Genomic DNA, 14899 nt, shown 5'->3' on the forward strand with positions numbered 1-14899 from the left:
CCGGAGTTCGTGGCCGGGCACTCGATCGGCGAGGTCGCGGCGGCGCACGTGGCCGGGGTGTTCTCGCTGGCGGACGCCTGCACGCTGGTCAGTGCCCGTGGCCGCCTGATGCAGGCGCTGCCGACCGGTGGCGCGATGCTCGCGGTGCAGGCGGCGGAGGATGAAGTCCTGCCGCTGCTGGGTGACTTCGTGTCGATCGCCGCCGTCAACGGCCCGACCTCCGTCGTCGTCTCGGGCGCGGAGGAGGCCGTCGCGGCGATCGAGGAGCAGTTCGCCGACCGCCGGACCACGCGCCTGCGGGTGTCCCACGCGTTCCACTCCCCGCTGATGGACCCGATGCTGGAGGACTTCCGCACGGTGCTCAACGGGCTGACGTACCAGGCGCCGACGATTCCCGTCGTCTCCAACCTGACCGGCGGCCTGGCCGACAGCCTCCGGATGCCCGACTACTGGGTGCGCCACGTCCGCGAGGCCGTCCGCTTCGCCGACGGCATCCGCACCCTCCACGAGGCCGGCGTCCGCCGCTTCCTCGAACTGGGCCCCGACGCCGTCCTCACCGCCCTCACCGCGAGCGCGCTGTCCGAGGACGACACCGTGGCCGTGCCGGCCCTCCGCAAGGACCGCCCCGAGGAGGCGACCTTCCTCCAGGCCCTCGCGGGCCTGCACGTCCACGGCACGAAGGTCGACTGGCGGGCCCTGCTCGCCGGGGCGGGCCGGCACCTCGCCGAGCTCCCGACCTACCCGTTCGAGCACCGGGAGTACTGGCCGACCGGTCTGCCCGCCGGCCGGGGCGCCGAGTCCGCCGGGCTCAGGAACGCCGAACACCCGGTGCTCACCGGCTCGCTGGAGCTGGCGGGCAGCGACGGCCTCCTGTTCACCGGCCGTCTGTCGGCGCGGACTCACGCGTGGGTGGCGGACCACGTCGTCATGGGCTCGGTGCTGGTGCCGGGCACGGCGCTGGTCGAGCTGGCCGTGCGCGCCGGCGACGAGGTCGGCTGCGACGTCGTCGAGGAGCTGACGCTCGCGACGCCGCTGGTCCTCCCGGGGACGGCCGCCGTGCAGCTCCAGGTCGTCGTCGGGGTGCCGGACGACGCGGGCCGCCGACCCGTGGCCGTGCACTCCCGGCCCGCGGCCGGGGGTCCGTACCCGTGGACCCTGCACGCGAGCGGCGTGCTGGGCACGGGGGCGGCACCGACGGCGTTCGACGCCTCCGTGTGGCCGCCGGCCGACGCCGAGCAGGTCGACCTGACCGGCCTCTACGACGGTCTGGCGGAGACCGGGTTCGGGTACGGCCCGGCGTTCCAGGGGCTTCGCGCGGTCTGGCGCCGCGGGGAGGAGCTCTTCGCGGACGTCTCCCTGCCCGAGGGCGTCGAGGATGGCGCCTACGGCCTGCACCCGGCCCTGTTCGACGCCTGCCTGCACACGCTCGCCGTGGGCGGCGGGCTCGGGGAGGGCGGTGCCGGGGTGCCGTTCGCCTGGGGGGACGTCGAGCTGCACGCCTCGGGGGCGTCCGCGCTGCGGGTCCGGCTGGCACCATCGGCGTCCGGCGGGCTGGCGCTGACCGCGGCCGACGTCGAGGGCCGGCCGGTGGCGTCGGTGGGCTCGCTCATCGTCCGGCCGATCGCCGCCGAGCAGCTCGGTGCCGCCGCCCGGCCGGCCGGCCACGATGCGCTGTTCCGCCTCGACTGGGTGCCGGTGCAAGTACCGGTGCAGGTACCGGCCGACGGGGAGGCGGCGTTCGTCGCCGTCGAAGCGAACGCGCAGGCGCTGGCCGAGCTGGCCGAGCGGCCCGACGTCCCGTCGGTGGTGCTCACCGAACTCCCGTCCGGTGGTGCCGAGTCGGTACACACCCGATTGGCCGCCGTCCTGGACGTGGTCCGGACGTGGCTCGCGCGCGACGGGTTCGCCGCCTCGCGCCTGGTGTTCGTGACGCGGGGCGCGGTGTCCGGCACCGACCTCGCCGGCGCCGCGGCCTGGGGCCTGGTGCGCTCGGCGGCCTCGGAGGAGCCGGGCCGGTTCGGCCTGCTCGACCTCGCCACCGCCGAGACGGAGCTCCGGCCCTCCGCACTTACCGTCGACGAGCCGCAACTGCTTCTCCGCGACGGCGAGTTGTTCGCCGCCCGGATCGTCCGGGAGGAGGCCGGGACCGAGCCGCCGACCTGGCCCACCGAGGGTTCGGTGCTGGTCACCGGCGGTACCGGCGGTCTGGGCCGCCTGGTGGCCCGACACCTCGCCGCCGAGCACGGCGTGCGCAGCCTGCTCCTGGTCAGCCGCAGCGGCGCCGCCGCCGACGGCGTGGCCGACCTGGTCGCCGACCTGGCCGAACTCGGCGCCGAGACGGCCGTCGAGGCCTGCGACGTCGCCGACCCGGCCGCCGTCACGGCGCTGTTCGCCCGCCACGACATCCGCGCCGTGGTGCACACCGCGGGCGTCCTGGACGACGGGACGATCGGCTCGCTCACGCCCGAGCGGGTCAGCGCCGTCCTGCGCCCGAAGGCGGACGCGGCGTGGAACCTCCACCGGGCCACCGAGGGCCTGGACCTCACCGCCTTCGTCCTGTTCTCCTCCGCGGCCGGGACGCTCGGCAACCCCGGCCAGGCCAACTACGCCGCCGCCAACGCGTTCCTGGACGCGCTCGCCCGCCACCGGCGCTCCCTCGGCCTGCGCGCGGTCTCCCTGGCCTGGGGCCCGTGGACCGGCACGGGAGGCATGACCGGCACCCTCACCACGGCCGAGGCCGAGCGCCTGACCCGGGCAGGGATGCCGCCGCTCACACCGGAGCTGGGGCTGGCGCTGTTCGACGTTGCCACGGCCGGCAGGGAGCCCGTCGTCCTGCCGCTCCGGCTGGACCGGGCCGCCCTGCGGCAGCGCGGCGAGATCCCCCCGCTCCTGGGCGGCCTGGTGCGGATGCCGGTGCGGCGCGGCTCGGCCGCAGGCGCGGACGGCGGGCCGGGCGGCGGCGCCGAGTTCGTCCGGCGGCTGTCCGAGCTGCCGCGGGCCGAACGGCGAGAGGCGCTGCTGGAGGCGGTCCGCCGACAGGTGGCCGCGGTCCTCGGCCACGCCGAGATCTCCGGGGTGGACCCGCAGCGGGCCTTCCAGGACCTCGGGCTGGACTCGCTGACAGCCGTGGAGCTGCGCAACCGCCTGGGCTCGCTGGTGGGTCTGCGACTGCCGGCCACCCTCGTCTTCGACCACCCGACGGTGGCGGAACTGGCGGAGCACCTCTTCGACCGGCTCGGCCTGGCGCCCGAGCCCACCGTCGGACCGGCCGTGCTGCTGGCCGAACTCGACCGCCTGGAGCAGGCCTTCGGGGAGACACAGGCCGACGAGGACATGTTCGACCGGGTCGCCGCCCGGCTGGAGGTGCTCCGCGCGAAGTGGCTCGCCACTCGCAGCGCATCGACCGAACCGTCCGGCTCCGGGGCATTCGACTTCGAGTCGGCCTCGGACGACGAGATGTTCGACCTCCTGGACAACGAGCTGGGCCTGCCCGACTGACCCGGTCCGGCCCTTCACCCGTCGCGGGAGCCCCCTGGGCCCCCGCGACGGGTCTTCGTACGCCCGCTCCTCCCGCAGGCACCCCCGCTCGGACGCCAGTTCTGGAAGCTCACCTAGCCGTTCCGGTCGCACAGTGGGCGGCATCGTGCGGCCGAGGGGCCGTACCACGAGCCGGGAGGCGACGGATGAGGCCGACGACACTGGGGGACCTGCTCGACGAGGCGGCGCTGACTCTTCGGGGAACAACACCCGCGGAGGCACGGCAGGAAGCCGAAGAACTGGCGGCACGGGTGCTCGGCGACGGACCGGCCGGACTGGACCGGGAGCGGGTGCTCGACGGCAGAGCCGTCCGGCGGCTGCGTGACCTGGTGGGCAGAAGAGCCGAGGGGGTGCCGCTGGGCCACCTGACCGGGCGGGCCGCGTTCGCCGGCCTGGAACTCGTGGTCGGGCCGGGCGTGTTCGTTCCCCGGGTGCACAGCGAGCTGGTGCTGGCGGCCGGTCGGGAGAGCGTCGACGGGGTCGCCGGGCCGACGGTGGTGGACCTGTGCTCCGGCTCCGGAGCGATCGGCCTGGCCCTGGCGCACCACCGGCCGGACGCCCGGGTGCACGCGGTCGAGTTCGATCCGGTCGCCGCGGACTTCGCCCGCCGCAACGCCGCCCGGCGGGCCGCGCTCGGGGACACCGCGATCACGGTGCACGAGGGCGGGGCCGACCGGGCGGGCGCGCTGACCGGGCTGGCCGGTGAAGCGGACCTCGTGCTCGCCAATCCGCCGTTCATGCCGGACACGGCCGAGGTACCGGACGAGTTCGGCCGCTACCAGCCCCGGCAGGCCGTGTTCGGCGGCGCCGACGGCCTGCGCGTCGTCCGGCAGGTGGTGGAGGCGGCGGCCGGGCTGCTGCGGCCGGGCGGTGTGCTGGTGGTCGAGCACGGCCACCTCCACGGCGCGACGGTGCCCGCGCTGCTGCGCGAGTCCGGGTGGTTCGCCGAGGTGTCCTGCCGCCCGGACCACGAGGGCTGGCCGCTGTACTCGTCGGCGGTGCGGACGACTTCCTGACACGCCGACGACCGGGCCCCTTCCGCACCACGCGGAAGGAGCCCGGCCGGTCGTGTTCCCGGTTCAGCGCGGCGTCAGAGGCCGGCGGAAGCCGAGCACGGCGAGCCACGCGCCGACCCCCGCCACCGTGGCGCCGAGCAGCAGCGCCGGAACGGCGGTGCCCGTCCCGGGCAGGCCGAGCGCCAGGGCGCGCGTCGTGTCGATCGCGTAGGTGAGCGGATTGACGTGGGCGACGGCGGCAAGCCAGCCCGGCAGGTCGGCGGTCGGGACGTAGGCGCTGGAGGCGAACATCAGCGGGAGCACGGCGATGATCGCCAGGTTCTGGATCGGCTCGGCCCGCCGGAGCCAGGCCGCCGCGGCGATGAACAGCCAGCCGAGCGCCCAGCTCATGAAGAGGGTCAGCCCGATCGAGGCGGTGACCGCGCCGACACCGCCGCGCGGGGAGTAGCCGAGCACAGCGGTGCCGAGCAGCAGGATGACCACGGCTTGGACGGCGGCGCGCACCAGGGTGGTGAGGCTGCGGGCCATCAGCAACGAGCTCGGCGCGACCGGCAGGCAGCGCAGCCGGGCGACGATGCCGTTCTGCAGGTCCTCGACCAGCCCGACGCCGGACTGGACGGCGGACTGCACGGCGTTGTCCACCAGGACGGCCGGCAGGACGAAGTCCAGGTACGTGACGTCCGGAGGGAAGTGCGGCGGCAGGCCCATCCGGCTGAAGACCTGGGAGAGCACCACGAGGGTGATGACGGGCTGGAGCAGCCCGAAGAGCAGGACGGCGGGGTCCGTGACGAGCGCCCGAAGCGAACGTCCGGTGAGGATGCGGATCTGGGCGGGCCGCGAGCTTCCACGCCAGGCGGGCGGCTGGGGTGTCCGGGCTCGGGGCGGTCGGCCGGTGGCGAGCGTGGTGGTCACCGAGAGGGTCCTTCCGGGAGGTCGGGGCGATGCGCGAGGGCAAGGTAGACGTCCTCCAGGCCGGGTTCTCCGAAGGTGAGTTCGGCGGCCTCGACCCCGACCGCGTCGAGGGCCCGGACCACGGCCGCGATGTCGCGGGTGGCTTCGATGGGGACGACCAGGGCGGTGCCGTCGCGGCCCGGGACGGGTGCCGGCCCGGCCCGGCGCAGCGACTCGGCGGCACGCTCCAGATCTTCGGATCCGCTGCCGTCGAGGACGACGGTGACGGTGCGCCGGCCCACCCGGGCCTTGAGCTCGGCGGGGGTGCCGGCGGCGACGACGGTGCCGCCGGAGAGCACGGTGACGGAATCGGCGAGCCGGTCGGCTTCGTCCAGGTACTGGGTGGTGAGCAGGACGGTGGTGCCCTCCGCCACCAGCCCTTCGACGATCTCCCACAGGCCGAGCCGGCTCACCGGGTCCAGGCCGGTGGTCGGTTCGTCGAGGAACACCACGTCCGGCCGCCCCACCAGGCTCGCGGCCAGGTCGAGGCGGCGGCGCAGCCCGCCCGAGTAGCCGCGGGCAGGCCGGTCGGCCACGTCCCCGAGGTCGAACAGGTCGAGCAGTTCATCGGCTCGGGCCCGGGCAGCGCGGCGACCGGCCCCGAGCAGCCGGGCGAGCAGGAGGAGGTTGTCCCGCCCGCTGATCCGTCCGTCGACGGTGGCGTACTGGCCGGTGAGGCCGATCCTGCGGCGGACCTCGGCAGAGCGGTGGCGGACGTCGTACCCGGCGACGGTGGCCCGGCCGGAGGTGGGTGCGAGGGCAGTGGTGAGGACGTTCACCAGGGTGGTCTTGCCGGCGCCGTTGTGGCCGAGCAGGGCGAGCACGCTGCCCCGGGGGACGGCGAGGCTGACGGAGTCGAGCGCGCGGACGGTCCCGAAGGCCATGCCGACGTCGACCGCCTCGATCACGAGGTCGCGGTCGGCTGCGGATGGCGGGCACGGGGGAGTGCGGGCGGTCATGGACTGCTTTCCGTGGGGTGATGGGTGGTGGCGGGGTCGGTGGCCGTCAGTCGAGGGCGTCCATCAGGCGGAACAGGTCCTCGTCGGTGGCCGTGTCGAGGTCCGGTCCGGAGCTCGTGCTCGCCCGGCCGCTCGGCGGGGCGCAGCGCCGGGCGAGGTCGCGCAGCCGGGTGGCGGTGGCCGCGTCGAGGGCCGGGCCGGTAGCGAGCAGTTCGGCCAGCCGGTCGACCAGCTCGGCCGCAGTGGCCGGCCGCTCGGCGCCTCGGCCGAGGTGGGCGTCGACGGCGCGGGCGACGGCCTCCGGGGTCGGGTGGTCGAACACCAGGGTCGCGGGGAGTACGGTGCCGGTGGCGGCGGCGATCCGCTCGCGCAGTTCGAGCGCGTTGACGGAGTTGACGCCGAGGTCCTTGAAGGCCTGTCCGGTGTCCAGTTCGGCGGTGGCCCGCCCGAGCACGGCCGCGGTCTCCGCCAGGACCAGCTCGCGGAGGATGCCGGCGCGTTCCTCGGTGGTCGCCGCGGCGAGCGGCCCGGCGACCGGGGTGGACGGCGCGTCGGGGGCGAGTGGTGTCGCGGTCACCGAGGTGGAGGCCGTCAGCCAGTACGTCTCCCGCTGGAACGGGTAGGTCGGCAGGGGCACCGGCCGGGCTCCGGGGAGTACGGTGTCCCAGTCCACCGGCACGCCGTGCAGGTGCAGCCGCGCGACGGCGGCGAGCACTTCCCGGGTCTCGTCGGCCCGGTCCGTGGCGCCGGTGGTGATGACGGCGGCGGAGGGTTCGCGGCGGCCGCCGTCCTCGGCGGCCAGGCACTCCGCGACCATCGGCGCGAGCGCGGCGGCGGGCCCGAGCTCCAGGTAGGCGTCGACCCGTTCCGCGCGCAGCCGTTCGACGGTGTCCCGGAACCGGACCGGTTCACGGGCCTGCCGGATCCAGTGGCCGGGGTCGCGGGCCTCGTCCTCGGTCAGCGGTCGGCCGGTGACCGAGGAGACCAGCGGGACGGTGGGCGCGTCGAACGACAGACCTTCGAGGACCTCGCGGAACTCCGCCAGCATCGGGTCCAGCAGTGGCGAGTGGAATGCGTGCGAGACGCGCAGCCGCGTCGTCCTCCGGTCCGCGAAGTGGGCTTCGATCGCCTCGATCGCTTCCGCCGCACCGGACACGACCACCGAGGACGGGCCGTTCACCGCCGCGAGCGAGACCAACTCGCCGAGCAGCGGGCGGACTTCGTTCTCGGTGGCCCGGACGGCGAGCATCGCGCCACCGGCCGGGAGGGCCTGCATCAGCCGTCCCCGGGCGGCGACCAACACGCAGGCGTCGGACAGTGGCAGCACCCCGGCCACGTGGGCGGCGGCGATCTCGCCGACCGAGTGCCCGGCGAGCAGGTCCGGGCGCACACCCCAGGAGGCGAGGAGGCGGTGCAGCGCGACCTCGTGGGCGAACAGCGCGGGCTGCGCGAACTCCGTCCGGTCCGACAGTTCCGTCGCGTCCCACAGAACGGAGCGCAGCGGCCGCGGCAGCAGCGGGTCGAGCGCGCTGCACACCTCCTCCAGGGCGGCCGCGAACACCGGGAAGGCCCGACTGAGTTCACGCCCCATACCGGGTCGCTGACTGCCCTGCCCGGCGAACAGGACGGCGAGTCGCCCGCCGCCCTCCCGTCGGCCCGTCACCGGAGTGACCGCGGTGGGCTCCCCGGCGGCGAACTGCCTCAGAGTAGTGACGAGTTCATTATCTCCGGTGGCAAGCAACACGGCCCGGTGGCCGTGTACCGCGCGGGTGGTGCCCAGTGCGTGGGCGAGGTCGGGCAGGGCATGCTCCGGGTGGGCGGCGGCGTGCTCGGCAAGTCGCCCGGCCTGGGCGCGCAGCGCGGGCTCGCTGCGGGCGGAGAGCACGAACGGCACCGGCCCGGTCCCGCCCGAGGCGCCGCCGTCAGGCTGGGCCGTCGCGGGCGCCTCCTCCAGCACGACGTGCGCGTTTGTCCCGCTGATCCCGAACGAGGACACTCCGGCCCGCCGTACCCGGCCGGCCTCCCGGGGCCACGGCCGGGCCTCGGTGAGCACTCGGACCGCGCCGGAGGACCAGTCCACCCGGGTGGTGGGCTCGGTGACGTGGAGCGTGCGCGGCAGCAGGCCGTGCCGCAGGGCCTGCACCGTCTTGATCACCCCGGCCACTCCGGCCGCCGCCTGGGTGTGTCCGAGGTTGGACTTCACGGACCCCAGCCAGAGCGGCCGGTCCGCGGTCCGCTCGCCGGCGTGCACCGCCAGCAGGGCCTGCGCCTCGATCGGGTCGCCCAGGGCCGTTCCGGTGCCGTGAGCCTCGACGGCGTCCACGTCCGCGGGACCGAGCCCGGCGTCGGCGAGGGCGCGCCGGATCACCCGCTGCTGCGCCGGGCCGTTGGGTGCGGTGATGCCGTTCGAGGCGCCGTCCTGGTTGACGGCCGAGCCCCGGACGAGGGCGAGCACCGGGTGCCCGTGGCGGCGCGCGTCGCTCAGCCGCTCCAGGACGAGCAGGCCCACCCCTTCGGCCCAGGCCGCGCCGTCGGCGTCGTCCGAGAAGGCCTTGCAGCGGCCGTCGGGGGCGAGCCCGCGCAGCCTGGAGAACTCGACGAAGGACGCCGGGGTGGCCATCACCGCGACGCCGCCCGCCAGGGCGAGCGAGGACTCGCCCGAGCGCAGCGAGCGGCAGGCGAGGTGCAGGGCCGTCAGCGAGGACGAGCAGGCGGTGTCCACCGTGAGGGCAGGGCCCTGGAGCCCGAGGACGTACGAGATCCGCCCGGCCAGCGCGCTGCCGGCCGTGCCGATCGCCAGCAGGCCCTCCAGGTCCGCCGGGGCGCCCGCCCCCGGCCGGGCACCGTAGTCGTGGTACATCGCGCCGGTGAACACCCCGGTACGGCTGCCGCGCAGGGTGCTCGGGTCGATCCGGGCGTCTTCCAGCGCCTCCCAGGCGGTCTCCAGCAGCAGCCGCTGCTGCGGGTCGGCGGCCAGGGCCTCGCGGGGCGAGAAGCCGAAGAACCCGGCGTCGAACCGGCCGGCGTCGGGCAGGAAGCCGCCACGGTGCACGTACGAGGTGCCGGGGTGGTCCGGGTCCTCGTGGAACAGGCCGTCGAGGTCCCAGCCACGGTCGTCGGGGAAGGCGGAAGAGGCGTGGGTGCCGGCGGTGACCAGTGTCCACAGGTCCTCGGGTGAGGCGATCCCGCCGGGCAGGCGGCAGGCCATGCCGATGATGGCGACCGGCTCGTCCGCCGAGGCGGCGTCCGGGTCCTCGTCCGCCCGGTCCACGGCCGTGCCGGACAGCACCCGGGCGATCGCCGCCGGGTCGGGGTGGTCGAAGCCGAGGCTCACCGGCAGCGGCCGCCCGGTGGCCTCCACCAGCAGGTTGCGCAGTCGGATGGTGCGCACCGAGTCCAACCCGTACGCCCGGAACGCGGTCCGTGCGCCGATCGGCTCGTCCTCGGCGCCGCGGCCGGCCGCCTCGGCCGCACAGCGCCGCACCAGGTCGAGCGCGTCGCCGTAGTCGAGCGGCGCCGGGCCATCGCCCGCGGCCTCCGGCATCCGATCGGCGGCCACCAGCTGCTCCAGAGCCCGCCGGTGGAGCTTGCCGGCCGGGGTGCGCGGCAGTTCGTCGACGGTCACCAGCTCCAGCGGGATCTTGTACTCGGCGACCTCGCGGGCCTTCAGGAAGCCGGTCACCTCCCGCAGGCCGATACCCGGGTCGGCCAGGCGGCTGAGCACCAGGCACGGGTACTCGCCGAGGCGTTCGTCCGGCCGGCCGACGACGGCGAGCGGTCCGATGCCGGGCATCGCAGCCAGCAGCTCCTGGATCTCGGTCGCGTCGAACTTCCGTCCGCCCACGTTGATCAGCTCCGCCGCCCGGCCGTGGAAGGAGAGCCGCCCGTCGGTGCCGAGGCTCGCCCGGTCGCCGGTGCGCAGCCAGCCGTCCGGGGTGAGCGCGGCGCGGGTCAGCGCGGGTTCCCGGTAGTAGCCGCGGAACATGCTCGGGGCGCGGTACTGGAGTTCGCCGGCCTCGCCCGGGGGCAGCTCCCGGCCGTCCTCGGCGAGGATCCGGACCTGCGCGCCGCCGGTCGGCCGTCCGACGGTGCGCACCGCGGCTCCGTCCGGGTCGGCCGCCGAGGTGCGGGTGCCGGTGCCCAGTTCGGACATGCCCCACACCACCACCAGCTCGCCGCCGAGCGCCGTCCGCACGTCCGCGGCCAGTGCGGCGGGGATCGCCGCCCCGGCGGTGCGCACCTGCTGTGGCCGGAATCCGGCGGGCTGCCCGTTGCGGGCCAGGGCACCGACGACGTCGTGCAGCTGCGCCGGGACGGCGAAGACCGCGCTGGGGGCGGTGCGCCGGGCGAGCGCGAGGAAGCGCTCGGGATCCCAGCCGCGCAGCAGGACCTGCCGGCAGGCCCGGAACAGCGCGGTGTGCAGGGACTGCAGGCCGAACAGGTGGGTGAGCGGGCAGGCCGTCAGGATCGCGTCGGCGAAGGCCGCGCCGCCCTCCTCGGCGACGGGGGCGGTGTTGGAGAGCAGGCCGTCGTGGCTGTGCAGGCAGATCTTGGGCCGCGCCGAGGTGGTGCCGGAGGAGGGGATCAGGACCAGCGGCTGGTCCGGCAGGACCTCGACCGGATGCGGTTCCCGGCCCGTGTGGTCGGCCACCGTCCGGGCCAGCGAGCGGGCCCCGGGCGGCAACCCGTCCGGATCGCCCGCGACGAGGACAGCCCGCAGCGACGGCACGGCCGCCGACAGCTCGGGGGCGGTGCCCGCCGCCTCCGGCGCGAGCAGGGCCGCCACCGGGTCCACCCGGCCCAGCAGCGCCCGCACGTCGGCGGCGCCGTACCCGGCGTGTACCGGCAGCATGACCGCTCCGACGGCGGCGACGGCCAGGTGGGCGGTCTGGTACTCCCAGCAGTTCGGCAGCTGGACGGCGACCACGTCGCCCGGGCCCACGCCCAGCTCCTGGAGCGCCCGGGCCAGCGATGCCACTTCCGCCCTCCACTGACGCCAGGTCAGTTCGCGGTCGCCGTCGACCAGTGCGACGTCGTCGGGGGCGCGCCGTACGGCCGCCGCGAACACCCCGGGCAGGGTGTGACCGCCCAGCGCCCCGGGTGCCCCGGAGGCCGGATCGATCGCGTAGTCATTGCTGTGGACGGACACCTTCACTCCCGGGGTCGGTGCGGGTTGCGGCTGTCATCCTCGGTCGGAGGTCGCCGGGAAAGCCCTGGAGGCGTTCTGGAGCCGGCGCGGGGCGGCGCGGGGAACGGTCGGGTGCTGCTCGGGGAACGTGGTACCCAGGAGCGCCAGCAGCGGGCGGGCCTTCACCACCGTCTCGTCGAACTCGGCCTCGGCGTCGGAGAGGGCGATGATCGCGCCGCCCACCCCGTAGCGCAGCCGCCCCCCGCTCACCACGGCGGTGCGGATGACGATGCTCAGATCGGCGGCTCCGGTCAGCGAGAAGTAGCCGATCGCGCCCGAGTAGATGCCGCGTGGGCCGTTCTCCAGGCGGTCGATGATCTGCATGGTGCGGATCTTTGGCGTGCCCGTCATCGAGCCGCCGGGGAAGGCCGACCGCACGCCGTCGACCGTGCTGCACCCGGGGCGCAGCCGCGCCCGTACGGTGCTGACCAGCTGGTGGACGGTGGCGTACGTCTCGACGTCGAAGAGCGGCTCGGCGACGACGGATCCGGTCTCGGCGCACCGGCCGAGATCGTGCCGGACGAGGTCGACGACCATGAGGTTCTCGGCCCGGTCCTTCTCGCTGGTCGCCAGGTCGGCGACCAGCAGGGTGTCCTCCTGCGGGGTGGCGCCGCGCGGACGGGTGCCCTTGATGGGTTTGGACTCCATGACGCCGTCCGGCCCGATCCGAAGGAAGCGCTCGGGGGAGGAGCTGAGCACGGACAGCCCGTCGAAGCCGAGGAAGGCGGCGAACGGCGCCGGGCTGATCCGCCGCAGGGCGCGGTAGGCCTGCCAGGGGTCGAACGCGGCCGGGGCGTCGATCATGTTGGTGAGGCAGACCTCGTAGGTCTCGCCGGCCCGGATCTCGTCCTGACAGGCGTCGATGAGCTTGAGGTAGTCCTCACGGGGGTGGCGCAGCCGTAGGCGGGCGGGCAGGTCGGGCGGGTTGTGGGCCGGCGGGTCGGTGTGCGGCGCCGGCCCGGTGAGACGGGCGGCGGTGTCCCGCAGCCAGGCCCGGGCGGGGCCCTCCAGGCCGTCCTCGGCCAGGGCGAGCAGGTGGGCGGCGCCGGCGCGGTGGTCGAGGACGACCGCCCGGTCGGCGAACACCATGACGGCGTCCGGGTCGGGCGAAGGGTGGGCGCGGTCGCCGCCGCACTCGGCCTTGAGCTCGTAGCCGAGGCAGCCGACCCAGCCGAGCGCGAAGTCGAACGGAAGCTCGGGCACCTCCACGCGCAGCGAGTGCAGGTCCGCGTCGAGCCAGCGCAGGAATTCGTCCTCCAGCACCTGTGTGCTGCCCCCGGCCGTCACCGTGACGGTCCCCCGGGAGACGTCCGCGCTCACCACCCGGGCGAGCGGGCCGGAAGCGTTGCCCACGACGGAGACCTGGCCGAGCCGCCCGCCGGGGAGGCTGCTGTCCAGCCAGAACGGGTGGCTGCCGGTGCGGAAGAGCCGGTCGAAGACGGTCTCGGCGTCCCACCGGGTGTCGATCTTCCGGGCCAGGACGGTCAGGTGCCGGGTGGCCGGGAGCGGCGTGGGGTCGGACTGGGCGCCGGGCCGCGGAACGGCGGGACCGCGCCGACGACTGCGGCGCTGTCCGTGGTTGGACCGTTCGGCGAGGTCCCGGAAGTTCGCGAGCAGCCGGTGTCCGGACTCGGTGCCGATCGACTCGGGGTGGAACTGGACGCCCCACAGCGGGAGTTCGCGGTGACGCAGGGCCATCACGACGCCGTCGTCGGTCGCCCAGGCGATCGGTTCCAGCGCGGGGGAGAGGCTGGTGACCGCGAGCGAGTGGTAGCGGACGACCTCCAGCGGATTGGGCAGGTGACGGAAGAGCCCGGTGCCGGTGTGCCGCACGTCCGAGGTGCGCCCGTGCCGGGGCTCGGGCGCCCGGCCGACGGCGGCGCCGTGGGCGAGGGCGAGACCCTGGTGGCCGAGGCAGACGCCGAGGACGGGCAGCCGGCCCTCGCGGGCGATCCCGGCGCAGTGTCCGAAGTCGGCGGGGTTGTGCGGCGTGCCGGGGCCGGGGGAGAGGACGACGGCGTCGAAGTCGTCGAGCAGCTCGGGCCGGAAGGACGGGGCGTCGTTGCGGACGACCTCCGGCTCCCGCCCGTTGACCTCGGCGAGGTAGTGGAACAGGTTGTAGGTGAACGAGTCGTAGTTGTCGACCAGGAGAGTGCGCATCAGTGGTCCTTGTCCTGCCGGTGCCGCCGGGCGGGGCCGGCCGCGGCCCAAGGGCGGGGCGGCCGGCGGTTGTTCAGCGGAGCGCGGCGAGTTCGGAGGTGATCTCCCGCAGGACCGCCGCCTGCTGCTCGGCCAGGAAGAAGTGGCCGCCGGGGATGACCCGGAGCCGGAAGGCGCCGGTGGTGTGGTCCTGCCAGGCCCGCGCCTCGGCGACGGTGGTCCGTGGGTCGGCGTCCCCGGTGAGCGTGGTGATCGGGCAGCCGAGGACGCGCTCCGGCCCGCAGGTGTAGCGTTCGACGGCGCGGTAGTCGGCCCGGATCGCGGGCATCGCCATGCGCAGGATCTCCTCGTCGCCGAGCAGTTGGGCGCTGGTGCCGTTGAGGAGCTTGAGTTCGGCGAGGACGCCCTCGTCGTCCTGCCGGTGCACGGTCTCGGTCCGGGTGGTGGACGGCGCCCGGCGGCCGGAGGCGATGACGGCGCGGGGAGCGTGGGTGCCCTTCCGTTCGAGCCGCCAGGCGGTCTCGAAGGCGAGGACGGCGCCCATGCTGTGGCCGAAGAAGACGGTGGGGCGGTCGTCCAGAGTGAGCAGCTCGTCGGTGATCCGGTCGGCGAGGGTGTCGATGTCCTCGATGCAGGGTTCCAGGCGGCGGTCCTGCCGGCCGGGGTACTGCAGGGCGATCAGCTCGGTGTCGGTGGCGAGGGCCGCGGAGACGGGGTGGTAGAAGCTGGCGGAGCCGCCGGCGTGCGGGAAGCACACCAGCCGCACGGGGTGCTCGGCGCCCGGGTGGAAGCGGCGCAGCCAGAGCGTGCTCGACGTGTCGGGACTGGTCATGGGGTCGATCCTCTTTCGGTGCGGGATTCAGTCCCGGTGGACGGCGATGGCGCCGGACGGACAGAGCGTGGCGGCCAGCTCGACCGCGCTCGGGTGTGCGTCGGCCGCCTCGGGGTCGATCAGTTCGACCACGCCGTCGTGGTCCTGGTCGAAGACGGCGCCGGCATTGAGCACGCACTGGCCCGCGCCGACGCAGCGCGCGGTGTCGACGGTGACACGCATGGACATCTCTCCTGGGGTGGTGTCGTGGGCGGGG

General features: G+C 75.2%; 8 protein-coding genes. 2 read left to right on the plus strand and 6 right to left on the minus strand.

The window, feature by feature from the left end; all coding sequences use genetic code 11:
* The coding region (locus tag AB0D10_RS42645; RefSeq protein ID WP_360267299.1) for an SDR family NAD(P)-dependent oxidoreductase at positions 1–3498 on the plus strand (3498 nt) is incomplete at its 5' end.
* Between the two features lie 185 nt (positions 3499–3683).
* The gene (locus tag AB0D10_RS42650; RefSeq protein ID WP_360267302.1) at positions 3684–4553 is read left to right on the plus strand and encodes a HemK/PrmC family methyltransferase; all 870 of its coding nucleotides are present in this window, start codon (positions 3684–3686) and stop codon (positions 4551–4553) included.
* Positions 4554–4616: 63 nt separating this feature from the next.
* On the opposite strand, the gene AB0D10_RS42655 is transcribed toward AB0D10_RS42650, so the two are convergent.
* The 6 genes from AB0D10_RS42655 to AB0D10_RS42680 form a co-directional block, all read right to left on the minus strand.
* Entirely contained in the window at positions 4617–5465 is an 849-nt protein-coding gene (locus AB0D10_RS42655) for an ABC transporter permease (protein ID WP_360267304.1), read from the minus strand.
* Positions 5462–6463, minus strand: a complete 1002-nt coding sequence (locus tag AB0D10_RS42660) for an ATP-binding cassette domain-containing protein (protein WP_360267307.1) — start codon at positions 6461–6463, stop codon at positions 5462–5464. The genes AB0D10_RS42655 and AB0D10_RS42660 overlap by 4 nt, the downstream gene beginning before the upstream one ends.
* Positions 6464–6509: 46 nt before the next feature.
* The gene (locus AB0D10_RS42665) at positions 6510–11612 is read right to left on the minus strand and encodes a beta-ketoacyl synthase N-terminal-like domain-containing protein (RefSeq protein WP_360267310.1); all 5103 of its coding nucleotides are present in this window, start codon (positions 11610–11612) and stop codon (positions 6510–6512) included.
* A 33-nt stretch (positions 11613–11645) separates the two neighbouring features.
* Positions 11646–13811 carry an aminodeoxychorismate synthase component I gene (gene pabB / locus AB0D10_RS42670; protein ID WP_360267313.1) on the minus strand — a complete coding sequence of 722 codons (2166 nt, stop codon included), beginning with the start codon at positions 13809–13811 and terminating at the stop codon, positions 11646–11648.
* Between the two features lie 73 nt (positions 13812–13884).
* Positions 13885–14643, minus strand: coding sequence for an alpha/beta fold hydrolase (locus AB0D10_RS42675; RefSeq protein ID WP_360267316.1), 759 nt, complete (start codon positions 14641–14643; stop codon positions 13885–13887).
* 27 nt (positions 14644–14670) lie between these two features.
* Positions 14671–14865, minus strand: a complete 195-nt coding sequence (locus tag AB0D10_RS42680; RefSeq protein WP_360267319.1) for a ferredoxin — start codon at positions 14863–14865, stop codon at positions 14671–14673.
* Positions 14866–14899: the final 34 nt, after the last annotated feature.

The sequence above is a fragment of the Kitasatospora sp. NPDC048545 genome, from assembly GCF_040651155.1.
Classification (GTDB): domain Bacteria; phylum Actinomycetota; class Actinomycetes; order Streptomycetales; family Streptomycetaceae; genus Kitasatospora.